21 protein-coding genes are annotated in these 21797 nt (G+C 65.1%); 11 read left to right on the top strand and 10 right to left on the bottom strand.

Going from position 1 to position 21797, the window contains the following annotated elements; genetic code table 11:
- Positions 1-37 precede the first annotated feature (37 nt).
- The 3 genes from OU800_RS09280 to OU800_RS09290 are packed head-to-tail and all read right to left on the bottom strand — an operon-like array spanning position 38 to position 1645.
- Positions 38-757: a glycerophosphodiester phosphodiesterase gene (locus OU800_RS09280; protein WP_268183143.1), complete on the bottom strand. Its 720-nt coding sequence runs from the start codon at positions 755-757 to the stop codon at positions 38-40.
- The gene (locus OU800_RS09285) at positions 754-1056 is read right to left on the bottom strand and encodes a phosphodiesterase (RefSeq protein WP_268183144.1); all 303 of its coding nucleotides are present in this window, start codon (positions 1054-1056) and stop codon (positions 754-756) included. The genes OU800_RS09280 and OU800_RS09285 overlap by 4 nt, the downstream gene beginning before the upstream one ends.
- Before the next feature lie 22 nt (positions 1057-1078).
- Complete coding sequence (locus tag OU800_RS09290; protein WP_268183146.1) at positions 1079-1645, bottom strand: PilZ domain-containing protein; 567 nt, start codon at positions 1643-1645, stop codon at positions 1079-1081.
- A gap of 140 nt (positions 1646-1785) precedes the next feature.
- Between OU800_RS09290 and OU800_RS09295 the strand changes: the two genes are divergently transcribed.
- Genes OU800_RS09295 through OU800_RS09305 form a run of 3 tightly spaced genes read left to right on the top strand, consistent with a single transcriptional unit; the run spans position 1786 to position 4983 of the window.
- On the top strand, positions 1786-3033 hold the full coding sequence (locus tag OU800_RS09295; RefSeq protein WP_268183148.1) for a lipoprotein-releasing ABC transporter permease subunit: 1248 nt from the start codon (positions 1786-1788) through the stop codon (positions 3031-3033).
- A 19-nt stretch (positions 3034-3052) separates the two neighbouring features.
- Positions 3053-3739, top strand: a complete 687-nt coding sequence (gene lolD / locus OU800_RS09300; protein ID WP_268184257.1) for a lipoprotein-releasing ABC transporter ATP-binding protein LolD — start codon at positions 3053-3055, stop codon at positions 3737-3739.
- Entirely contained in the window at positions 3739-4983 is a 1245-nt protein-coding gene (locus OU800_RS09305; RefSeq protein WP_268183150.1) for a lipoprotein-releasing ABC transporter permease subunit, read from the top strand. Before lolD ends, OU800_RS09305 begins: the two co-directional genes overlap by 1 nt.
- A gap of 59 nt (positions 4984-5042) precedes the next feature.
- Here the strand turns inward: OU800_RS09305 and OU800_RS09310 are convergent, their stop codons facing one another.
- Positions 5043-5567 carry a DUF2062 domain-containing protein gene (locus OU800_RS09310; protein ID WP_268183152.1) on the bottom strand — a complete coding sequence of 175 codons (525 nt, stop codon included), beginning with the start codon at positions 5565-5567 and terminating at the stop codon, positions 5043-5045.
- Between the two features lie 95 nt (positions 5568-5662).
- On the opposite strand from OU800_RS09310, the gene OU800_RS09315 reads away from it, so the two are divergent.
- From OU800_RS09315 to murB, 8 genes are all read left to right on the top strand, one after another.
- Positions 5663-7888: a DNA internalization-related competence protein ComEC/Rec2 gene (locus OU800_RS09315; RefSeq protein ID WP_268183153.1), complete on the top strand. Its 2226-nt coding sequence runs from the start codon at positions 5663-5665 to the stop codon at positions 7886-7888.
- A 71-nt stretch (positions 7889-7959) separates the two neighbouring features.
- The gene (locus tag OU800_RS09320) at positions 7960-8592 is read left to right on the top strand and encodes a MotA/TolQ/ExbB proton channel family protein (protein ID WP_268183155.1); all 633 of its coding nucleotides are present in this window, start codon (positions 7960-7962) and stop codon (positions 8590-8592) included.
- Positions 8589-9017, top strand: a complete 429-nt coding sequence (locus OU800_RS09325; RefSeq protein WP_268183157.1) for an ExbD/TolR family protein — start codon at positions 8589-8591, stop codon at positions 9015-9017. Before OU800_RS09320 ends, OU800_RS09325 begins: the two co-directional genes overlap by 4 nt.
- Entirely contained in the window at positions 9018-10022 is a 1005-nt protein-coding gene (gene lpxK / locus OU800_RS09330; RefSeq protein WP_268183159.1) for a tetraacyldisaccharide 4'-kinase, read from the top strand.
- 19 nt (positions 10023-10041) lie between these two features.
- On the top strand, positions 10042-10227 hold the full coding sequence (locus tag OU800_RS09335; protein ID WP_268183161.1) for a Trm112 family protein: 186 nt from the start codon (positions 10042-10044) through the stop codon (positions 10225-10227).
- Positions 10228-10992 carry a 3-deoxy-manno-octulosonate cytidylyltransferase gene (gene kdsB, locus OU800_RS09340; RefSeq protein ID WP_268183163.1) on the top strand — a complete coding sequence of 255 codons (765 nt, stop codon included), beginning with the start codon at positions 10228-10230 and terminating at the stop codon, positions 10990-10992.
- Complete coding sequence (locus tag OU800_RS09345) at positions 10992-11456, top strand: low molecular weight protein-tyrosine-phosphatase (protein WP_268183165.1); 465 nt, start codon at positions 10992-10994, stop codon at positions 11454-11456. Before kdsB ends, OU800_RS09345 begins: the two co-directional genes overlap by 1 nt.
- A complete protein-coding gene (gene murB, locus OU800_RS09350) occupies positions 11453-12472 on the top strand; it encodes a UDP-N-acetylmuramate dehydrogenase (protein WP_268183167.1) in 1020 nt (339 codons plus the stop codon). The genes OU800_RS09345 and murB overlap by 4 nt, the downstream gene beginning before the upstream one ends.
- Positions 12473-13454: 982 nt before the next feature.
- Here murB and fdxA read toward each other — a convergent pair.
- The 6 genes from fdxA to OU800_RS09380 form a co-directional block, all read right to left on the bottom strand.
- A complete protein-coding gene (fdxA, locus tag OU800_RS09355; protein ID WP_003244255.1) occupies positions 13455-13778 on the bottom strand; it encodes a ferredoxin FdxA in 324 nt (107 codons plus the stop codon).
- 139 nt (positions 13779-13917) lie between these two features.
- Positions 13918-16497, bottom strand: a complete 2580-nt coding sequence (gene mutS / locus OU800_RS09360) for a DNA mismatch repair protein MutS (RefSeq protein ID WP_268183169.1) — start codon at positions 16495-16497, stop codon at positions 13918-13920.
- A 495-nt stretch (positions 16498-16992) separates the two neighbouring features.
- A complete protein-coding gene (locus OU800_RS09365; protein WP_268183172.1) occupies positions 16993-17955 on the bottom strand; it encodes a fumarylacetoacetate hydrolase family protein in 963 nt (320 codons plus the stop codon).
- Positions 17956-18007: 52 nt separating this feature from the next.
- A complete protein-coding gene (locus OU800_RS09370; protein ID WP_268183173.1) occupies positions 18008-19285 on the bottom strand; it encodes a 2-oxo acid dehydrogenase subunit E2 in 1278 nt (425 codons plus the stop codon).
- Positions 19282-21153: an FAD-dependent monooxygenase gene (locus tag OU800_RS09375; RefSeq protein WP_268183175.1), complete on the bottom strand. Its 1872-nt coding sequence runs from the start codon at positions 21151-21153 to the stop codon at positions 19282-19284. The genes OU800_RS09370 and OU800_RS09375 overlap by 4 nt, the downstream gene beginning before the upstream one ends.
- A complete protein-coding gene (locus OU800_RS09380) occupies positions 21153-21788 on the bottom strand; it encodes a VOC family protein (protein ID WP_268183178.1) in 636 nt (211 codons plus the stop codon). The genes OU800_RS09375 and OU800_RS09380 overlap by 1 nt, the downstream gene beginning before the upstream one ends.
- Between the last annotated feature and the right edge of the window lie 9 nt (positions 21789-21797).

Below are 21797 nucleotides of genomic sequence, written 5' to 3' on the forward strand. Positions count from 1 at the left end.
AGCGGGGTACTGGTGCGCATGGCGCACCCTACGAGGTTCAACCGCCCAGTGTCTGCACCGCCAGGCCAGGGAAGTCGGTAATGATGCTGTCGACGCCGAAGTCGGCCAGGCGGCGCATCAGGGCCGGTTCGTTGACTGTCCATACCGAGACGTGCAGCCCTTGCTTCTGCGCCTTGAGCAGGCGCTCGGGAGTGCACAGCGTCCAGTTCAGCGCCAGCAGGTGGCAGTCATAGTGCGCTGCCACTTTGAGCGGGTCGAGCCAGGCGTATTCGGCGACCAGGCCCAGTTGCAGGTGCGGCGTCAGTTCGCGCGCGGCCTTGAGCACCTCGCGCGAACTGGAGGTGATGCTGATGCGCTCCTTCAGGCCATGTTGTTCGGCCAGTTCGGCAATGGCCAGCACGGTGCGCGCCGCGCGAACCTTCGAGGCGCTTTTCACCTCCAGTTGCCAGTGCTCGAATGGGCACTGCTCGAACAGCGTGCGCAGGCGCGGAATGGGGCAGGGGCGTACCCAGCCGGGGCCGCCCTGGCGGGCGTCGTAGCCTTCCAGCTCGGCGGCGTCGTGTTCGACCACCTTGCCGCGCTGGCCGGTGGTGCGCTTGAGGGTCGGGTCATGAATCACCATCAGCTCGCCGTCACGGGAGAGATGCAGATCCAGCTCACAGCGTTTGACGCCGTGCTCCAGGCAACGCTGGAAGCTGACCAGGGTGTTTTCCGGGGCTTCGCCCTTGGCGCCGCGATGGCCGTAGATGAGGGTCACTGTTGCTCCTTGGCGGGGTGACGTGGCTGATGGTGACGCACGCTGTCGATGACGTGTTCGTACTCGAAATAGACGCTGAAATCGCGGTAGTCCCAGCGCGTGATCGGCGGCTTGCCGACCGGCGCGTGTTCCTCGTCGGCGAGACCGAAACGCTCCAGCACCGAACGCTGTGACTCGCCCTTGTGCGGCAGGTTCTGCGTGTCGATATCGGCACCCTGGCTGCCGATGGGAATGATCAGGGTCTCGGCGAGCAGCGCGCCGGGTAAGAGCAAGGCGATCAGCAGAGCGAGGCGGTGCATGCTGGGGCTTCCTCGGCGGGGGTCATTCGCGGGCCTGGCGCCGTTCCAGCGCCTGTTTCTGCAGGATGTGGCGGGCCAGCAACTGGCGCTGGGCATCGGTCAGCGCCTCGAACTCGGTACCGATCTCGTACTGGCCATCGGCGCGCTGGCTGCAGTGCACCACCTGCGCGCGCAGTAGCAGGCCGAGTGCCTGCGGCATCAGCACCATCTTGATTGCCAGATGGCTGCCGGGCGAGATGGGGTTCAGGTTGTTGAAGCTGATGCCACCCTCGGACAGCGACACGCGCCGAGCCGAGCCGATGTCACGCAACAGGCTTTGGGCCATGGCCTGGCCGAGCAGGTCGATGCGCTTGTTGATCACCTTGAGGTAGTTGGCCAGGGTGCGGTCGCGCTCGCTGATATGGCGCAGCAGGTGCTGCGACTCGAAGTCCAGCAGGTGCAGGTCGCTGAGCAGGTTGAACAGCGGAGAGGCATCGTGAAGCACGTCGCTGGACTGGGCTTCGGCACCGGAAAGCAGGTTGAATTCCAGTGCGATCGTATCCTCGATACGGTAGTATTCGCGGCGATCATCTACATCGTTGGTCGACATGGCGAACCCATGGCAGCAGTGGTGGTCAGAGAACTCGTTGACGATCCGGCCAGGGCCAGGTTCGCACTGGTTCTGAGTGTAAGGCCGCTGCTCGGGCCCCGCCACAAGGACGTTCCTCTTTCCCCCGAATCCTCCTCGACATGTTCAAACCTCTGTTCGTCTTCATCGGTACGCGCTACACACGAGCCAAACGCCGTAACCACTTCGTTTCCTTCATTTCCCTGACCTCCATGCTCGGCCTTGCCCTGGGGGTGATGGTGATGATCCTGGTGCTGTCGGTGATGAATGGCTTCGACCACGAGATGCGTACCCGGGTGCTGGGCATGATCCCGCATGCCACGGTCGAATCGGCCACGCCGGTGAGCGACTGGCCGGCGCTGGAGCGCCAGGTCAGGCAGAATCCACGGGTGCTGGCGGTGGCGCCCTTCACCCAGATGCAGGGCCTGCTGACCCATGAGGGCAAGGTGCAGAAGGTGCTGATCAACGCCATCGACCCGGAGCAGGAGCACAAGGTGTCGATCATCGACGACTTCCTGCGCCAGGGCGATCTGGCGAGCCTGGCGCCCGGTGAGTTCGCCATGATCATCGGTGACAAGGCCGCGGCCAAACTGGGCGTGAAGGTCGGCGACAAGGTCACCTTCGTCGCCCCCGAGGTCACCGTGACCCCGGCCGGCATGTTCCCGCGTCTGAAGCGCTTCACCATCCGCGGCATCTTCCATGTCGGTGCTGGCGAGATCGACGGTGGCCTGGCCCTGGCCAACATCAGCGACCTGGCGCGCCTGCAGCGCTGGCAGGCGGATCAGGTGCAGGGCCTGCGCCTGAAGTTCGATGACCTGTTCCAGGCGCCGCGTGCCGCCTGGGAAATCGCCCAGCGCCTGGATGGCGACTTCTACGCCCGCGACTGGACGCGCACCCATGGCAACCTGTACCAGGCCATCCGCATGGAGAAGACCATGATCGGCCTGCTGCTGCTGCTGATCGTCGCCGTGGCCGCCTTCAATATCATCTCCACCCTGGTGATGGTGGTGAACGACAAGAAGGGCGATATCGCCATTCTGCGTACCCTGGGCGCCACGCCTCGGCAGATCATGGCCATCTTCATGGTGCAAGGCACGGTGATCGGCGTGGTCGGCACCCTGATCGGTGCCGTGCTGGGCATTCTCGCCGCGCTCAACGTCAGCGCCCTGATCGCCAGCATCGAGCACTTGTTGGGGATCAAGTTCCTCAATGCCGACGTGTACTTCATCGATTACCTGCCGTCGCAACTGCAGAGCGTCGACGTCATCATGGTCTGCAGCGCCGCCTTGTTCCTGAGTTTCTTCGCCACCCTGTATCCCGCCTGGCGCGCTTCGCGTACCCAGCCCGCCGAGGCCCTGCGTTATGAGTGAATCCATGAACCCGAACGCCATGAAACAGCACAATGCCGTGCTCAGTTGCCGCAATCTGAGCAAGCGTTACGACGAGGGCCCCGAGTCGGTGGTGGTGCTCGACGGCCTGGAGCTGGAACTCTTTCCGGGCGAGCGGGTGGCCATCGTCGGCAGCTCCGGCTCCGGCAAGAGCACCTTGCTGAACATGCTCGGTGGCCTGGATACGCCCAGCGAAGGCAGCGTGTGGCTGGCCGGCGAGCAGCTTTCCGCGCTCAGCGAAACCGCCCGTGGCCTGCTGCGCAACCGTGCACTGGGCTTCGTCTACCAGTTCCACCATCTGCTGGCCGAATTCACCGCCCTGGAAAATGCCTGCATGCCGCTGCTGATCGGCAAGACGCCGATCCCTGAGGCGCGCGAGCGCGCCACCGCGTTGCTGCAGCGGGTCGGCCTCGGTCATCGTCTCGATCACAAGCCGGCCGAGCTGTCCGGTGGCGAGCGTCAGCGCGTGGCCATCGCCCGCGCCCTGGTCAACCGGCCGGGCCTGGTACTGCTCGACGAGCCTACCGGCAACCTCGACCAGCACACCGCCGAAGGCATCCAGGAGCTGATGCGCGAGCTCAGCCAGGATTCCAATACCGCCTTTCTGGTGGTGACCCACGACATGCAGCTAGCGCGGCAGATGGATCGCGTGCTGAGCCTGCAGGACGGCAAGCTGGTGGCCATCTGATGTTCCGTCCGCTGAGTCTGTTCATCGGCACCCGCTATACGCGGGCCAAGCGCCGTAATCACTTCATCTCCTTCATTTCGCTGACCTCGATGATCGGCCTGGCGCTTGGCGTGCTGGCGATGATCGTGGTGCTGTCGGTGATGAATGGTTTCCAGAAGGAAATGAGCACGCGCATCCTCGGCATGGTGCCGCACGCCATGCTCTATGGGGCCGAGCCGGTGGCCGACTGGCGTGCCCTGGCCGCCAAGGCCATGGCCAACCCGCAGGTCGTGGCTGCGGCCCCTTATGCCGAGTTGGAGGGCATGCTCTCGCACCGTGGCGTGATGCAGCCGATCCAGATTCATGGCATCGACCCGGCCGAGGAGGCCAAGGTGTCGATCCTGCCCGAGCATATCCGCCAGGGCAGCCTTAACAACCTGCAGCCGGGCGAGTTCGGCGTGGTCATCGGCGACATCACTGCGCGGCGCTTCGGCTTGCAGGTGGGTGACAAGCTGACCCTGATCATCCCCGAACTGAGCAACGCCCCGGGTGGCGTCACGCCACGCATGCAGCGCCTGAACGTGGCGGCGATCTTCAAGGTGGGGGCCGAGCTGGACAGTTCGCTGGCGCTGATCAACGTCGCCGATGCCGCCGCCATGCAGCGCCTGCCGGAGGGCACGGTGCCGGGCATCCGCCTGGCGCTGAAGGATCTATACCAGGCGCCGCAGGTGTCCAAGGCCCTGGTGGCCGAGCTGGGCGCCGGCTACCGCGCCGACGACTGGACGCACACCCAGGGCAGCCTGTTCAGCGCGATGAAGATGGAGAAGACCATGATCGGCCTGCTGCTGCTGCTGATCGTCGCAGTGGCGGCCTTCAACATCATCGCCACGCTGATCATGGTGGTGTCCGACAAGGGCGGTGACATCGCCATCCTGCGCACCCTGGGCGCCACGCCGCGGCAGATCATGGCCATCTTCATGGTGCAGGGCTCGGTGATCGGCCTGGTTGGTACCCTGATCGGCGCGGTGCTGGGCGTGCTCGCGGCACTCAATGTCAGCGCCCTGGTGGCTTGGCTGGAGTCTTTCGCCGGTGAGCGGGTGCTCAGCTCCGACGTCTACTTCATCAACAGCTTGCCGTCGGATCTGCAATGGCTGGACGTGGCGCTGATCTGCTCGGCGGCGCTGATCCTCAGCTTCCTGGCCACGCTCTATCCCTCCTGGCGTGCGGCCCAGGTACAGCCAGCCGAGGCGTTGCGCTACGAATGAGCAGCAGCAAGCTGCAAGATGGTGCTTTTACTTGTCGCTTGAAGCTTGAAGCTTGCAGCTTATAGCTGCTTTTGCCTGCTCTGCTGGCGCTTGCGCCAGCTACGCTGTACCCACCAGCGCCAGTAGAGCATGGTCAGGCAGTAGCCGAGCAGGGCCAGTACCACGGCGGTGACGAAGGAGCCCAGGTACAGGGGTTTCCATAGCGTGCTCAGCTCGGCGGTGAACCATTCCAGGCTTAGCTGCGAGGGCATGCGTATCGGCGGTGTATTGCTCAGCCAGGCACCCAGCTTGTAGCTGCAATAGAACACCGGCGGCATGGTGATGGGGTTGGTCAGCCAGACCAGGCCAATGGAAATCGGCAGGTTGGCGCGCAAGGGTATGGCCACGGCGGCGGCCGCGACCATTTGCAGTGGCATGGGGATCATCGCCCAGAACAGGCCGATGGCCATGGCGCGCGCCACGCTGTGGCGATTGAGGTGCCAGAGATTGGGGTCGTGCATCAGCGTGCCAAGAAAACGCAGGGACTTGTTGGCCTTGATGCTTTCGGGCGAGGGCATGTAGCGTTTGAATAGGCGGCGCGGCATGAAGGGTCTCTGACGATCACGAGCCGCGTCATTATGCCCGGACTCAGGGACGTTGGTCTGAAGATATTGTGACCACTTGCCACGAGGGAATGGCGATGCGTGCAGGGATGCTGGCGTTGGCTGCTGGATTGCTGGCCTTGTCCTTTCTACCGACCTTGCCGTCGGCGCAACTGCTGCTGGTGGCGGCCGCTGTCGGCGCTGTGCTGCTGTTTTCCCGCCTTTATCCATTGGGTTTCTTCCTGCTAGGCCTGGCCTGGGCCTGCACCTCGGCGCAATGGGCCCTGGATGACCGCCTGGCACCCGAGCTCGATGGCCGTACCCTGTGGCTCGAAGGGCGGGTGGTCGGGCTGCCGGAGGTGGGCGAGGGCGTGGTGCGCTTCCAGCTCGAAGGGGCCACATCCCGACGCGCAACATTGCCTCAGCGCATACGCCTGGCCTGGTATGGCGGGCCGCAACTGCATGCCGGTGAGCGTTGGCGCCTGGCGGTGAATCTCAAGCATCCGCAGGGGCTGGTCAACCCGCAGGGCTTCGATTACGAAGCCTGGTTGCTGGCCCAGCGTATCGGTGCCACCGGAACCATCAAGGCCGGGCGACGCCTGAGCCCGGCGCAGGGCCTGAGCAGTTGGCGTGATGCTCTGCGCCAGAGGTTGCTGGCCATGCCGGCAATGGGCCGCGAGGGTGGCCTGGCGGCGCTGGTGCTGGGCGATGGCTCCGGGCTCAGCACGGCGGACTGGCGCCTCTTGCAGCACACCGGCACGGTGCACCTGATGGTCATTTCCGGGCAGCACATCGCCTTGCTGGCCGGTTTCCTGTATGCCCTGGTGGCCGGCCTGGCGCGCCTGGGCTGGTGGCCCAGGCGCCTGCCCTGGCTGCCTTGCGCCTGTCTGCTGGCGCTGGCCGGCGCCTTGTTCTATGGACTGCTGGCGGGGTTTGAGGTGCCGGTCAGGCGCGCCTGCGTGATGGTGGCTATGGTGCTGCTATGGCGTCTGCGTTTTCGTCATCTGGGAGCGGGTTGGCCGCTGCTGATCGCCTTGTTGCTGGTGCTGATCCTCGAACCCCTGGCGACGTTACAGCCGGGTTTCTGGTTGTCGTTCGCGGCGGTGGCGCTGCTGGCGTTGGTGTTCGGCGGTCGCCTTGGGCGCTGGGGCTGGTGGCAGGGCCTGACGCGCGCGCAATGGACCATGGCCGTCGGCCTGCTGCCGATGATGCTGGCGCTGGGGCTGCCGGTGAGCATCAGCGGGCCGCTGGCCAATCTGCTCGCGGTGCCCTGGGTGAGCCTGCTGGTGGTGCCTCTGGCGTTGCTTGGCACCTTGCTGTTACCAATCCCCGTCGTGGGCAGCGGGCTGCTGTGGTTGGCCGGGGCTACGCTGCACCTGCTGTTCGTCATGCTTGGCTGGATCGCCGCCTGGTTGCCGGCCTGGCTGCCCAGCAGCCTGCCCTGGTGGGCTTGGAGCATGGCACTGCTCGGGGCGCTGTTGATGCTCCTACCGGCGGGGATTCCCCTGCGTTTGCCGGGTATCGCATTGCTCCTGCCGGCGTTGCTGTTGCCAGTGGACAAGCCGGCCCCTGGGCGGGCGGAGGTCTGGTTGTTCGATGTCGGCCAGGGCCTTTCTGTACTGGTGCGCACCCGTGAGCACCGCCTGCTTTACGATGCCGGGCCTCGTTTCGGTGATTTCGATGTCGGCGAGCGGGTGGTGCTGCCCTCGTTGCGTGCACTCAATGTCTCGCGTCTCGATCTGCTGCTGCTCAGTCATGCCGACAGCGATCATGCCGGTGGCGCCGAGGCGATCCTGGCCGGCCTGCCAGTGGCGCGCCTGCTCAGTGGCGAGCCCCTGCGCCGCCCGCTGCCCAGGCCGGACGAGCCCTGCCAGAGTGGTGAACACTGGCAATGGGACGGCGTGCGCTTTGCGACCTGGCAGTGGGCGCAGGGTGAGACGGGCAACCAGCGTTCATGCGTGCTGTTGATCGAGGCGCAGGGGGAGCGTCTGCTGCTGACCGGCGATATCGACGCAGCCGCCGAGTCGGCGCTGCTGGCCAGTGACCTGTCGCGCCCGGTGCACTGGCTGCTGGCGCCACACCATGGCAGTCGCAGCTCATCGAGCCAGGCTCTGGTCGAAGGTCTGGCTCCACGACATGCCTTGATCGTGCGTGGGCGCCACAATCATTTCGGCCACCCGCACCCTCAGGTGCTGGCGCGCTACCGACAGATTGGCGCACAGGTGCACGACACGGCCCTCAGCGGCGCCTTGCGCTTGACCCTGGGCGAGCACGACAGGGTACGCGGCGAGCGGGAAAAGCGTCGCTTCTGGCGGGGAAAATGAGAACGGCGGCGGTCTGCGCGGCCGCACCCTATGCTAGAGTGGCGCGACTTTTTCGAGGGGGATTCACTACCGTGTGGGAACTGGTCAAAGCTGGCGGCTGGATGATGCTGCCGATCATTCTCTGCTCCATCGCCGCTGCCGGCATCATTGCCGAGCGTCTCTGGACCCTGCGGCCCGCCCGCGTCACCCCGGCCAATCTGCTGGCTCAGGTGTGGCGCTGGATCAAGGACAAGAAGCTCAACAACCAGAAGCTCAAGGAACTGCGCGAGAACTCCCCGCTGGGGCAGATCCTTGCCGCCGGCCTGGCCAACTCCAAGCATGGCCGCGAGGTCATGAAGGAATGCATCGAAGAAGCCGCCGCTCGCGTCATCCATGAGCTGGAGCGCTACCTCAATGCCCTTGGCACCATCGCCGGCATCGCCCCGCTGCTCGGCCTGCTTGGCACCGTGCTGGGCATGATCGACATTTTCAGCTCCTTCATGGGCAATGGCACCGGCAATGCAGCGATCCTCGCCGGCGGTATCTCCAAGGCGCTGATCACCACGGCCTCGGGTCTGTTCGTGGCGATCCCGGCGCTGTTCTTCCACCGTTATCTGCAGCGCCGCGTCGACGAGCTGGTGGTGGGCATGGAGCAGGAGGCGATCAAGCTGGTGGAAATGGTGCAGGGTGATCGCGACGTCGACCTGGGCGAGGACAAGGCGTGAAATTCCGGCGTAAACCGCGGGAGAACGTCGAGATCAACCTGGCCTCGTTGATCGACGTGGTGTTCATCCTGCTGCTGTTCTTCGTGGTCACCACCACCTTCACCCGCGAGACCCAGCTCAAGGTCGACCTGCCCGAGGCCGCCAGCGGCACGCCGCCGGAGCAGACCGAGCTCAAGCAGATCGAGGTGCTGATCGGTGCCGACGGCAGCTATTCGGTCAATGGCAAGGCGCTGATGGAAAGCAACCTGAAGAACCTGATGGCCGCCATGCAGAAGGAATCCGACGGCGACAACAGCCTGCCGCTGATCATCAGCGCCGACGGCAAGACCCCGCACCAGGCGGTGATCACTGCCATGGATGCCGCTGGCAAGCTGGGCTTCGCGCACCTGCGCATCACCACGGTGGAAGCACAGGAAGCCCCCTGAGTGAGCTTCGCCGACCGTCTGCTCGAGGCCTGGTATCGCGGCCATCCGGCGCTGGCGCTGCTGCGCCCGCTGGAGTGCCTGTATCGCCGCGTGGTGCAGGGCAAGCGTGCGCGCTTCCTGGCCGGGGAGGGCGACATCTATCGCGCGCCGGTGCCGGTGCTGGTGGTGGGCAACATCACCGTCGGCGGTACCGGCAAGACGCCGCTGATCCTCTTTCTCATCGAACATTGCCGCGCTCGCGGCCTCAAGGTCGGCGTGGTCAGCCGGGGCTATGGCGCCGCGCCGCCGAGCCTGCCCTGGCGCGTGCGGGCCGAGCAGCCGGCTACTGAAGCCGGTGACGAGCCCCTGCTGATCGTCCAGCGCACAGGCGTGCCCCTGATGATCGACCCGGATCGCAGCCGCGCCGTGCGTGCGCTGCTGGCTGAAGAGCCGCTGGATCTGATCCTCTGCGACGACGGCCTGCAACACTATCGCCTGGCGCGTGATCTGGAACTGGTGCTGATAGATGCCGCCCGTGGCCTGGGCAATGGTCGTTGCCTGCCGGCCGGGCCGCTGCGTGAGCCGGCCGAGCGCCTGGAGGCCGTGGATGCCGTGCTGTTCAACGGCGCCGAGGCGGATCGCGCCGATGGTTTCGCCTTTCGCCTGCAACCAACCGCGCTGGTCAACCTGGCCAGCGGCGAGCGCGTCGGCCTCGACCATCTGCCCCCCGGCCAGGCGCTGCATGCGGTGGCCGGTATCGGCAACCCGCAACGTTTCTTCGCTACCCTCGAAGCGCTAAACTGGCGCCCGGTTCCGCACCCCTTCGCCGACCATGCCCAGTACGATGCCGCGCAGCTTGCCTTTGAGCCGCCGCTGCCGCTGCTGATGACCGAGAAGGATGCGGTGAAATGCCGGGCCTTCGCCGCCGCCGACTGGTGGTACCTGGCCGTCGATGCCGTGCCCACGCCGGCCTTCGTCGACTGGCTGGACAAGGCGTTGGCCCGCCTCATACCGGGGTCTCGATGACCCCAGCAAGGACTCCATCATGGACCCGAAACTGCTCGACATTCTCGCCTGCCCGATCTGCAAGGGCCCGCTGCAGCTTTCCGAAGACAAGACCGAACTGATCAGCAAGGGCGCCGGCGTGGCCTATCCGATCCGCGACGGCATTCCGGTGATGCTGGAGAGCGAAGCCCGTACCCTGACTACCGACGAGCGTCTGGACAAGTAAATGAGCGCAGCCTTCACCGTCGTCATCCCCGCCCGTTACGCCTCCACTCGCTTGCCCGGCAAGCCGCTGCAGGACATCGCCGGCAAGCCTATGGTGCAGCACGTCTGGGAACAGGCGAAGAAGAGTTCGGCAGATCGTGTGGTGGTCGCCACCGACGATGCACGCATCGTCGAGGCCTGCCAGGCGTTCGGTGCCGAGGTGCTGCTGACCCGCGAGGATCACAACTCCGGCACCGACCGCCTGGCCGAAGTGGCCAGCCAGCTCGGCTTGCCTGCCGATGCCATCGTGGTCAACGTGCAGGGCGACGAGCCGCTGATTCCGCCGGCCATCATCGACCAGGTAGCTGCCAACCTCGCAGCCAATCCGCAGGCCGGTATCGCCACCTTGGCAGAGCCCATCGAGGATGTCACCGCGCTGTTCAATCCCAACGTGGTCAAGGTGGTGGCCGACAAGAACGGCCTGGCGCTGACCTTCAGCCGCGCGCCGCTGGCCTGGGCGCGCGATGCCTTCGCCAAGAGCCGCGAGGTATTGCCGGCTGGCGTGCCGTACCGCCGCCATATCGGCATCTACGCCTACCGCGCCGGTTTTCTGCACGACTTCGTCGCCTGGGGCCCGTGCTGGCTGGAAGACACCGAGTGCCTGGAGCAATTGCGCGCGCTGTACAACGGTGTGCGTATTCATGTCGCCGATGCGCTGGAGGCGCCGGCAGCCGGTGTCGATACCGCTGAAGACCTGGAGCGGGTACGCCGCCTGTTGGGGGTCTGATGAAGGTTCTGTTCGTTTGCCTGGGCAATATCTGCCGTTCGCCCACCGCCGAAGGCGTGCTGCGCCACAAGCTGCGCGCGGCGGGCCTGGAGGATCGGGTAGAGGTGGATTCCGCCGGTACTGGCGATTGGCATGTGGGCAAGGCGCCGGACGGCCGTACCCGTCAGGCCGCACTGCGCCGTGGTTATGACCTGTCGGCGCAGCGTGCGCGGCAGGTGGAGGCTGCCGACTTTCAGCGCTTCGACCTGATCCTGGCCATGGACAAGAGCAACCTGCGCAACCTCCAGGCGTTGCGCCCGGGGGAGGCTCGCGCCGATCTCGACCTTTATCTGCGCCGCTACGAGCTGGCCCTGGATGAAGTGCCCGACCCTTACTACGGCGGTGAAGACGGCTTCGAGCAGGTGCTGGATCTGATCGAACAAGCCAGCGACGCGCTGCTGGTGGAAATCAAGGGGCGCCTGTGAGCCTGAATCTGCAGAGCGACGTGTCGCTCAAGCCCTTCAACAGCTTCGGTGTCGAGGTGCGTGCACGGCTGTTCGCCGAGGCCCATGACGATGCGGAGGTGCGTGAAGCCCTGACGCTCGCCGCGCAGCGCGATCTGCCGCTGCTGGTGATCGGCGGTGGTAGCAACCTGCTGCTGACCCGCGATGTCGAGGCGCTGGTGCTGCGCATGGCCAGCCGTGGCATTCGTATTGTCGAAGACGATGGCGAGCAGGTGCTGGTGGAGGCCGAGGCCGGCGAGCCCTGGCATCCCTTCGTGCAGTGGAGCCTGGCCCAGGGCCTCAATGGCCTGGAAAACCTCAGCCTGATACCCGGCACCGTCGGTGCCGCGCCGATGCAGAACATCGGCGCCTATGGCGTGGAGCTCAAGGACTTGTTCGTCGGCCTCACCGCGTTGGATCGGCAGAGCCTTGAGCTGCGTGAGTTCAGCCTGGAAGAGTGTGCCTTCGCCTATCGCGACAGCCTGTTCAAGCGCGAGGCCGGGCGCTGGTTGATCCTGCGCGTGCGCCTGCGCTTGAGCCGCACGCCGACCTTGCGCCTGGACTATGGGCCGGTGCGCCAGCGTCTGCTGGACATGGACATCGACGTGCCCAGCGCCAGCGAGGTCAGCCAGGCGATCTGCGCCATTCGCAGCGAGAAACTGCCGAACCCCGCCGAACTGGGCAATGCCGGCAGTTTCTTCAAGAACCCGGTGGTGGCCTTCGAGCTGGCCGAGCGCATCCGTGCCGAGCATGCCGATCTGGTCAGCTATCCAGCGGGTGCCGGCCAGGTCAAGCTGGCGGCAGGCTGGTTGATCGAGCGGGCCGGGTGGAAGGGCTTCCGGGAAGGTGATGCAGGTGTGCATCGCCAGCAGGCGCTGGTGCTGGTCAACTACGGTGCGGCCAGCGGCGCGCAACTGCTGGAGCTGGCGCAGCGTATCCAGGCTGATGTGTTGGCGCGTTTCGGCGTCGAGCTGGAGATCGAGCCTAACGTGCTGTGAGTTTGTAATGAGCGAGTTCTGCTTGCTCAAGCGGCGCGGGTTTATGGGGCACACCGGACTGGCAAGTTTGTATGTGAGACTGGGGGGTGGTCTGGACGCCGCTATGGTGTTTTCAGAGACTCCCTGTTTCGCCCCCTCGGGCGACTCACTTTTCTTTGAAATGCGCAAAGAAAAGTAAGCAAAAGAAACGCACCCCCACCATCCGGGTCTCGCTGCGCTCGACTTCCCTCACTCCGGCATCGCTCCGGGGTCGGCGTACATGGGCCATCCCTGGCCCATTACGCCTCTCGCGGCATCCATGCCGCTCGCCCCCTGCGCAATGCCTACGTTCGGCCTCCTGAAGGGGGCATTTGCGCGCCTGAACGAACAGGTATGCCAGGTTAGTCCTGAGTGCTCTGACAGTTGTGAAGTCGCGATGTGGCCGTCGAATTAAACCAATAGTTTCATTCGTGCAGTTTCACGCGGTGAACAGCTTGCCGGCTTGCAGCCGGCATTCAGGTCAGCCCTACGGCTGACCTCATGTTCAAGCACTGCGCACTACTTCTGGGTTACCGGAGTTTCAGGCGCGTGCAGAGCCCGCCCAGGAGGGTGAACGGAATCGTCGTGGAAGAGGTTGAGCGACATGGATGTCGCGAGAGCCACGATGGGCCAGGGATGGCCCACCGTGGCGGGCCTCTGGAACGGCGATGGAGTGAACGAACCCTCGCGCAGCGAGGGCCGGATGACCGGGCGGAGGGTTTTGGTTACTTTTGCCCGTCAAAAGTGACTCGCCCGGGAGGGCGAAACTAAAAACATCAACAAAAACGCGGCAAGCCGGAACAAGCACCCGAACAACCAACAACCCACACACAAACTTGCCAGTCCGGTATCGCTCAAACGCATCCCCAGAAATAAAAAACCCGATGCCAGATCCTGGCATCGGGTTTCCAAGTAAGCCCCATCGGGACTCGAATGCTTACGCGAGCAGCATAGTACGCGGCGCTTAGCGCTCCAGATACTGCAGCTTGTCCTTCACACCATCCCACTCTTCGGCGTCCGGCAGCGAGTCCTTCTTCTCGGTGATGTTCGGCCAGACTTCCGCCAGGTCGGCGTTCAGCTCGATGTACTCCTGCATGTCCTCGGGCACTTCATCCTCGGAGAAGATCGCCTGGGCCGGGCATTCCGGCTCGCACAGGGCGCAGTCGATGCACTCGTCCGGGTGGATCACCAGGAAGTTCGGGCCTTCGTAGAAGCAATCGACCGGGCAGACTTCCACGCAGTCGGTGTATTTGCATTTGACGCAGTTGTCGGTGACGACGAAGGTCATGTCTGATTCTCTCCTCGGGCGGCGGCCTACGCCCTTTCTGCGAAGGGCTGTCAGGCGCTCTGTCTGGGGCCGCGGCTCAGGCTGTAAACCGGGCAGTCGTAAAAATGCGCGCGATTCTAGCAGCTTGTCGGGGCAAGCGTTAGACCTGCGTCTTCCATGTATATAACAGCTCGAGCGCCTTGCGCGGAGTCAGATCATCCGGATTGATCTTGCTCAATTGCTCCAGCAGGGGGTGCGGCACGCTGGCGAACAGGTCGCTCTGCATCGGTGCCTGCGGCTGGCCGGGCTGCTGGCGTGGCAGGTCATGGGGCAGGCTGGTGGCTTCCAGGCGCGCCAGGTGCTCGCGGGCACGGCTGATCACGCTGCCCGGCACGCCGGCCAGTTGCGCCACGGCCAGGCCATAGCTCTGGCTCGCCGGCCCGGGCTGGACATGGTGGAGAAAGACGATGCGTTCGTTGTGCTCGGTGGCCGAGAGGTGCACGTTGGCCACCACTGGCTCGCTTTCCGGCAGCACGGTCAGCTCGAAGTAGTGGGTGGCGAACAGGGTGAAGGCGCGCAGGCGCGCCAGGTGCTCGGCCGCCGACCAGGCCAGCGACAGGCCGTCGAAGGTGCTGGTGCCTCGGCCCACCTCGTCCATCAGCACCAGGCTGCGCTCGCTGGCGTTGTGCAGGATGTTGGCGGTCTCGCTCATTTCCACCATGAAGGTGGAGCGCCCGCCTGCCAGGTCGTCCGAGGAGCCGATACGGGTGAAGATGCGGTCGACCAGTGACAGCTCGCAGGCCGCCGCCGGGACGAAGCTGCCGATATGGGCCAGCAGCACGATCAGCGCGGTCTGGCGCATGTAGGTGGACTTACCGCCCATGTTCGGCCCGGTGATGATGAGCATGCGGCGGCTGTCGTCCAGGTCCAGGTCGTTGGCCACGAAGGGGGTGGTCAGCACCTGCTCGACCACCGGGTGGCGGCCCTGGTCGATGCGCATGCACGGCTCGTCGACGAAGCGTGGGCGGTTCAGGTCGAGGTTCAGCGCACGCTCGGCCAGGTTGCTCAGCACGTCCAGCTCGGCCAGGGCAGCAGCACTGTCCTGCAGCGGGGCGAGGTGTTCGATCAACTGTTCGAGCAGGGCATCGTAGAGCATCTTCTCGCGGGCCAGGGCGCGGCTCTTGGCCGACAGCGCCTTGTCCTCGAATTCCTTGAGCTCCGGGGTGATGAAGCGTTCGGCGCCCTTGAGCGTCTGCCGGCGGATGTAATCGGCTGGCGCCGACTCGGCTTGTTTGGTGGGTAGCTCGATGAAGTAGCCGTGCACGCGGTTGTAGCCCACCTTGAGGTTGGCCAGGCCGGTGCGGGCCTTCTCCCGTGCTTCCAGATCCATGAGGAATTGGCCGGCGTTTTCGCTCATCGCTTGCAGCTCGTCCAGCTCGGCGTCGTAGCCGGTCTTCAGCACGCCGCCGTCGCGGATCACCGCCGGCGGGTTGTCGATGATGGCGCGGGCCAGCAGGTCGGCCAGCTCGGGGTAGGTGGCGATGGTGGCCGCCAGGTGCTGCAGGTGCGGGGTATCCAACGTGGTCATCGCCTGCTGCAGCTCGGGCAGTGCGGCCAGGGCATCGCGCAGGCGCGCCAGGTCGCGCGGGCGGGCGTTGCGCAGGCCGATACGGGCGAGGATGCGCTCCAGGTCGCCGATTTCCTTGAGCTGCGGTTGCAGCGTCTCGAAACGGTAGCCGTCGAGCAGGCAGGCGATGGCGTCCTGGCGCGCCTCCAGCACCGCGCGGTCGCGCAGTGGGCGGTTCAGCCAACGGCCCAGCAGGCGGCTGGCCATGGCGGTCTGGCAGCGATCCATGACCGACTGCAGGGTGTTGTCGCGACCGCCGGCGAGGTTGATGTCCAGCTCCAGGTTACGGCGGCTGGCACCGTCGAGGATCACCGTGTCGTCCAGGCGCTCGTGGCGCAGGCTGCGCAGGTGGGGCAGGGCGGTGCGCTGGGTTTCCTTGGCATAGCTCAGCAGGCAGCCGGCGGCGCCGATGGCCAGGGTCAGCTTCTCGCAGCCGAAGCCTTTCAGATCCTGGGTGCCGAACTGCTGGCACAGGCTCTTGAAGGCGCTGTCGCGGTCGAAATCCCAGGGCGCGCGGCGCCGTGAGCCCTTGCGTTTCTCGGCGGGCAGGCCCTGCGGCCAGTCGTCCGGGATCAGCAGTTCGGCGGGGTTCAGGCGTTCCAGCTCGGCCAGCAGGTTCTCCCAGCCCTTGATCTCCTGCACGCTGAAGCGGCCGCTGGTGATGTCCAGCACGGCCAGGCCGAACAGGCGCTCGTCGCCCAGCACGGCAGCCAGCAGGTTGTCGCGGTGCTCGTCGAGCAGGGCCTCGTCGCTGATGGTGCCGGGGGTGATGATGCGCACCACCTGGCGCTCCACCGGGCCCTTGCTGGTGGCCGGGTCGCCGATCTGCTCGCAGATCACCACCGATTCGCCCAGTTTGACCAGCTTGGCCAGGTAACCCTCCACCGAGTGGAAGGGAATGCCGCACATGGGGATCGACTGGCCGGCCGACTGGCCGCGTGCGGTCAGGGTGATATCCAGCAGCTTGGCCGCCTTCTTCGCGTCTTCGTAAAAAATCTCGTAGAAGTCACCCATGCGATAGAACATCAACTGGTCCGGGTGCTGATTCTTCAGCTTCCAGTACTGCTGCATCATCGGGGTGTGAGCTGAAAGGTCGGAATTAGTCATGGGCATCGATCGCTTGAAATTGTCTTGCCTGGGAGCTGGAGCGGGTTTGCCGGCAGGGTCGTCGCCGCGGATGTGCCGGCGTTCCGGGAGGCGCCGAAGCTTTCCAGCCGGCCGTGATCGCTCCAGGCCGTGGGTGGGAGTCGTGGCTCGCTCGGGTTCTGCAGGTAGCCTGGTCTGGCTTCGGCAGGTGAGGGTACATGCCTGGACAGGGCCGAACGCGGGGCGCGGTGGCGGAGCGGGTTTCGCTCGGCCCGATGACAAGGTCCACGCGCCTGTCTTCCGTGATCAGCCTGTCGTGTCGTTGCCGTTGGGCTGCCATTGGCCTGTCTTCAGCATGAATCGCTCAAGGAATCCGGGAGGCATCGTGAGCTTGCCTGCCTCCCAGCGCTGTCAGGCGCGCAATGATACCTGAAAGCGGCGTCGCTTTCGTCTGGCTTGAGTCTTTGGGGGCAGGCGCCTGCAGGATGGCAGCGGGGCGATGCCGGGCAGCCCCGCGCTCGATCAGTCCTGCGCCACGATGCTGTGGCTCTGGCAGCCCAGGTCGATACGGCCGTCCTGGCTGACGATCCTGGCCTCGACGCGATCACCCACCTGCAGGTACTGGCGACGGCGTTGCTGGCCCTTGATGAAGAATTTCCACTTCAGGGGTTCGGGCAGCAGGCCCGACAGTTTCACCAGCAGGCGCGGCGGCACGCTCAGGGCGCAGCCGGATGGCGTTCCGGTCATCAGCACGTCGCCCGGCTCGAAGTTCACGATCTGTGAATACTCGGTCAGGGTTTCCGCCGGCTTGAACACGAGGTTGGCCGTGCTGTCGCTCTGGCGCAGTTCGCCATTGACGCTCAGGCTCAACTGCATCTGCGCCAGGTAGCCCATCTCGGATGGCTCGAGCAGGCACAGAACCGGCCCCAGTGGGCTGAAGGTTCGATAGCTCTTGCCTTTGTGGAACTGCATCTGGGGGAGCTGGACATCACGCGCGGAGACGTCGTTGCCGATGCAGATGCCGGCAATGTATTCGTGCAGGTTGTTCTGCGTGACCTCCACCGGGGTTGAGGTGCGCTTCTTCATCACCAGGGTCAGTTCCACCTCGTAGTCGAGCAGCTTCACGTGCCTGGGCCTGACGATGACGCCGGTCGGCCCGGTGATGGAGGCAGAGGACTTGGTGAAGAACAGGTTGAAGGACTTGGCGTCCGGGTCCATGCCCGAATCGATCATGTGTTCGCGGTAATTGGCGCCCTGGCACAGCACCTTGGCATCGTCGGTGATCGGCGACAGCAACTCGACCTCGGCCCGATCCACTGCCTCGCTGCTAGCTTCGACCAGTCTGGCTATCGCGTCGTGGCCCAGGTTCAGGAGTTCTCGGGTAGTGGTGCAGGGTGTCGGCAGAGCCCGAATCCTGTCGGCGGTCGATAGGCAGCCCCACTGCACCGATGTCTGATGGCGGAAACGCACGATTGGAAGCGCCATGTCTGTACCTCATTCTTCTTGAGTGATCGACTGCCTGCGGCAGCCAGGTTGGCTACAACAGCAAAAGCCCGATGTTTTCCAGCAGCTTCACCAGATGGAGCAGGAAGCGGGAGCCCAGGGCGCCATCTATGACGCGGTGGTCATAGGACAGCGAGAGCGGCAGCAGCAGGCGCGGCACGAACTGCTCGCCATTCCACACCGGTTGCAGGCTGGCCCGGGATACGCCGAGGATGGCGACCTCGGGGGTGTTGACGATAGGGGCGAACGGGCCCCGGATCCCCAGGCCGCCGAGGGAGGAAATGGTGAAGCAGCCGCCTTTGATGTCGCTCGCGGCAAGCCGCCCTTGCCGGGCGCTGTTGGCGAGGCTGGCGCATTCGCGCGCCAGTTCGCGTACCCCCTTGCGGTTCGCATCCTTCACCACCGGGACGACGAGGCCGGCCTCGGTATCGGCGGCAAAGCCGATGTTGATGTACTTCTTCAGGATCAGATGTTGCCCATCGGCCGCCAGGGAGGCATTGAATTGCGGAAACTGCGCCAACGCCTGGGCCAGCGCATGCATGAGCAGGGGTAGCAGCGTGATCTTGTCCTGTCCCTCGGCATTGGCCGCCTTCAGCAGCGCATCCAGGCTGGTGATGTCAGCCGTCTCGAACTGGGTCACATGGGGGACGTTCAGCCAGGCCCGGTGCAGATGGGCGGAAGAAAGCTTCTGAATGCGCGGCAACGGCCTCACCTCGATTTCGCCGAACTGAGCAAAATCGATTTCGGCTACCGGGGCGATGCCGCTCAGGCGTTCATCGGCCACGGTTGCCGTCATGCGCTTACGCACGAAGGCCTCGACGTCCTCCTTGAGGATGCGCCCGGACTTGCCGCTTGCCGCGACTTCGGACAACTTGACGCCGAGCGTGCGTGCCAGCTTGCGCACCACGGGCCCGGCCTTGGGCAGCGGCAGGCCGCTGGCGGCCGTTTCCGGCATGGCGGATGACGCCACTGCGGCGGTCGCCGCCGGGGCTGGCGGAGCAGGGGCGTCCTGCGTCAGCGCCTGGGCGGGCGTAGCAGGCGGGGCCACGGGCTCGGCCGGCTGCTCAAGCGCCAGTTCGCCGAATATGTCGCCCTGGCTGACGCGATCCCCCTCCTGGATCAGGAAGCGTTTGAGCACTCCAGCGCAGGGCGCAGGAATTTCCAGGGTGGCCTTGTCGGTTTCCAGCACGAACAGCGCTTGTCCGGTAACCACCGGGGTGCCGGGTTGCACGCTGATCTCGACTACCTGAACGTCCCTGTATTCACCGATATCCGGAACGCTGAGTGCTAGCTGCATGGCGGACATGTTCATCGAGATGCTGCCGTCCTTTCGCGTGTCGGTTCGGCGCGCTGTTCCTGATGCCCCGACAGGCCGATGCCATAGGTCGTTTTCAGCCGCTCGACGATGCTGACCAGGGTGCCGGCATCCGTGTCGGCGCTGCCCTTGGTGCGCCAGACCACGTGATGGTCCGGCCTGACCAGGATCGCGCCGTCCTCGCCCACCTCGTACAGCTCGATGGCGGCCTGGCGGGCCGAGGCATCCATGCTGTCGAGCCCGACGATCCGCACCGCCATCTCGGCGCTGCCAGGCAGGGCTTGCAGGGCCTGGCGCCACTGTTCGGGCTTGGCGCTGATCAGGGTGAAGTCACGCTTGTCGAGCAACTGGTGGATGGCGCGCGGCTGGCCATCGCTGAGCAACATGACATGGGGCAGACGCGCGCCAGGCCAGGTGGTCGGTCGATACTCGGTGACACCCTTGCCGATCATGGGTTGCGCTGTGGCTTCGGGTTCCACCAGCCCCTGGGTGTAGGCGTAGCCATACTCCAGGCCGGTGGAAATGAAGTGCTCCCGTTGCTCGGGCACCTGGGCCTGCAGCAGGGCGCGCAGGCGCTTGCCCTTGGCCGTCTGCGCCTCCAGCAGGGCGGTTTTCTTCAGCGCGCCGCGCATGAGCCAATCCGCCAGAGAGCCGCGAGTGGATTTGGGCAGCCAGGTGAAGGGGGCGAGGGTAAAGAGTTTCGTCACCTGCATGAGCCCGCGATTGCGCAGGCCGATATGGCAGGTCACTTCATCGAGCTTGAAGTGATTGCCCATGCTCTGCTCGGCAAACAGCCGGATCACCGGCTTGCGCTCGAGCTCGTAGGTGTTCAGCAGGCTCTCCGGCGCGCGGCCTTCGAGGATGGCGGCCAGCTTCCAGGCCAGGTTATGGGCATCCTGGACACCGCTGTTGAGGCCGAAGCCCCCGGTATGGGGAAACCGATGCGCCGCGTCGCCAATGAGTAGGGCATGGCCCTTGGCATAGGAGGCGGCCAGTTGCGTGGTCATCAGCCACTTGCCCATGGTGTGGATGGTGAAGGGCACTTCGCTGTTGCCGATGGCCAGCGGAATCACCTTGCGCCAGTAGTCCTGCCCGGCCGTGGCGACTGCCTGCTCGTCGCAGAGGTAGGGCGTCATCAGGATGTAGCTGTCGTCCGCGTGCTTGATCATCACGCCGCAGAAGTGCGGGTTGTAGATCCAGCTCAGCAGTGGGCGAGGTTGTGGGTGAAGCTCATCGAGCTTCATCTGGAAGAACACGCTGGCCATGTTGGCCAGTGTCGGGCCTTGCATGGCGATACCCAGCAGCTCCCGTACCTTGCTGTTGGCGCCATCGGCACCGATCAGCCAGCGTGCGCCGATGCTGGTGCGCTGCTGGTTGGTGTCGCGCACCGACAGCGTTACCTGGTGCCCCGCATCATGCAGTGACTCCAGGCTGTGACCCTTGATGAAGGTCACCAGGGGCTCGGCTTCCAACGCCCGCCAGAGAATCGGCATTAACTGATGCTGGCCGACGTGGGCGATGCGGTATTCGCTGTGGGAGCGCACCCGCTCTACCAGTTCCCGGTCGGCCAGCAGATCGATGCTGCCGAACTCGGTGCCCAGCAGGCTGGTGCACCAGCGGATGTTGCCGATCTCCTCCTCCGACGGGCACAGCGCCAGGATCTCCTGGGCCAGGGCGGGGGAGTACTGGGCCCAGATCTCGAATGCGCGGCCGTTCAGCACGTGCGCGGCCGGGTGCTGCAACGGCGTCGTGCGGCGCTCGACGACGATGCAGGGGATGCCGTAGCTGGCCAGCAACAGGGCCAGGGTGCAGCCGCTGGCACCGCCACCGACTATGACCACCGGTGCCTTCATGTCCGCGTTCATCACAGGGTTCTCCAGTTAATGGCTTTCATGTTCGCCACCGGCTTGCTGCCCGGAGGGGTGCCCGCGCCCTGTTTCAGCAGCTCGGCAACCGGGGTACCGGAGCGCAGGCGGGTGAGCAGGTAGTCGGGGTCGAAGTTGACGCCGATGGGGTTCTCTGCGAACGCAGGGCTGTTGAAGTACCGCTTGGTTTCCTCGGCAGTGGCGAAGTTCTCGACCTGGAACTCATGCCGGTTGCCGTCCGGATCTTCGTAGTAGAGCGAGGTGGTCGGCCCGTGGTTGATGCACCAGACCGGCTCGATACCCTGCTGCTTGACCCGCTCGTAGGTCAGCAGCAGGTCTTCCAGTGAGTCGAAGCTGTGGGCGATGTGATCCAGCCCGATCATCTTGCGCCGCAGCCAGGCCAGGGGGAACAGCAGGCGCAGGATGGCCGGCAGCTTGACCAGCGCCAGCCGATGGCTCTCGGCATCCCAGCTGAGGAAGGTGACGAGTTTGCCCGCGTGCACCACCTCGGCGCCGAACACGAGGCCGTACCAGGCGATCAGCTTCTCTCGGCGCGGTGTCTTGAGCACCCAATGGGCAATCTGCGTGGGGGCGATCACGGGCTTGCTGGGCAGTGCAGAAGATGTCTGGTTCATGTTCTGGTC

The organism is Pseudomonas sp. GOM7 (genome assembly GCF_026723825.1).
Lineage (GTDB): Bacteria > Pseudomonadota > Gammaproteobacteria > Pseudomonadales > Pseudomonadaceae > Aquipseudomonas.

Bases quoted from the DNA above. Each gene is read 5' to 3' on its own strand.
- OU800_RS09285 (WP_268183144.1), bottom strand. From the start codon at position 1,056: ATGCACCGCCTCGCTCTGCTGATCGCCTTGCTCTTACCCGGCGCGCTG.
- OU800_RS09290 (WP_268183146.1), bottom strand. From the start codon at position 1,645: ATGTCGACCAACGATGTAGATGATCGCCGCGAATACTACCGTATCGAG.
- OU800_RS09295 (WP_268183148.1), top strand. From the start codon at position 1,786: ATGTTCAAACCTCTGTTCGTCTTCATCGGTACGCGCTACACACGAGCC.
- lolD (WP_268184257.1), top strand. From the start codon at position 3,053: ATGAAACAGCACAATGCCGTGCTCAGTTGCCGCAATCTGAGCAAGCGT.
- OU800_RS09305 (WP_268183150.1), top strand. From the start codon at position 3,739: ATGTTCCGTCCGCTGAGTCTGTTCATCGGCACCCGCTATACGCGGGCC.
- OU800_RS09310 (WP_268183152.1), bottom strand. From the start codon at position 5,567: ATGCCGCGCCGCCTATTCAAACGCTACATGCCCTCGCCCGAAAGCATC.
- OU800_RS09315 (WP_268183153.1), top strand. From the start codon at position 5,663: ATGCGTGCAGGGATGCTGGCGTTGGCTGCTGGATTGCTGGCCTTGTCC.
- OU800_RS09335 (WP_268183161.1), top strand. From the start codon at position 10,042: ATGGACCCGAAACTGCTCGACATTCTCGCCTGCCCGATCTGCAAGGGC.
- kdsB (WP_268183163.1), top strand. From the start codon at position 10,228: ATGAGCGCAGCCTTCACCGTCGTCATCCCCGCCCGTTACGCCTCCACT.
- OU800_RS09345 (WP_268183165.1), top strand. From the start codon at position 10,992: ATGAAGGTTCTGTTCGTTTGCCTGGGCAATATCTGCCGTTCGCCCACC.
- fdxA (WP_003244255.1), bottom strand. From the start codon at position 13,778: ATGACCTTCGTCGTCACCGACAACTGCGTCAAATGCAAATACACCGAC.
- mutS (WP_268183169.1), bottom strand. From the start codon at position 16,497: ATGCCCATGACTAATTCCGACCTTTCAGCTCACACCCCGATGATGCAG.
- OU800_RS09365 (WP_268183172.1), bottom strand. From the start codon at position 17,955: ATGGCGCTTCCAATCGTGCGTTTCCGCCATCAGACATCGGTGCAGTGG.
- OU800_RS09370 (WP_268183173.1), bottom strand. From the start codon at position 19,285: ATGAACATGTCCGCCATGCAGCTAGCACTCAGCGTTCCGGATATCGGT.
- OU800_RS09375 (WP_268183175.1), bottom strand. From the start codon at position 21,153: ATGAACGCGGACATGAAGGCACCGGTGGTCATAGTCGGTGGCGGTGCC.
- OU800_RS09380 (WP_268183178.1), bottom strand. From the start codon at position 21,788: ATGAACCAGACATCTTCTGCACTGCCCAGCAAGCCCGTGATCGCCCCC.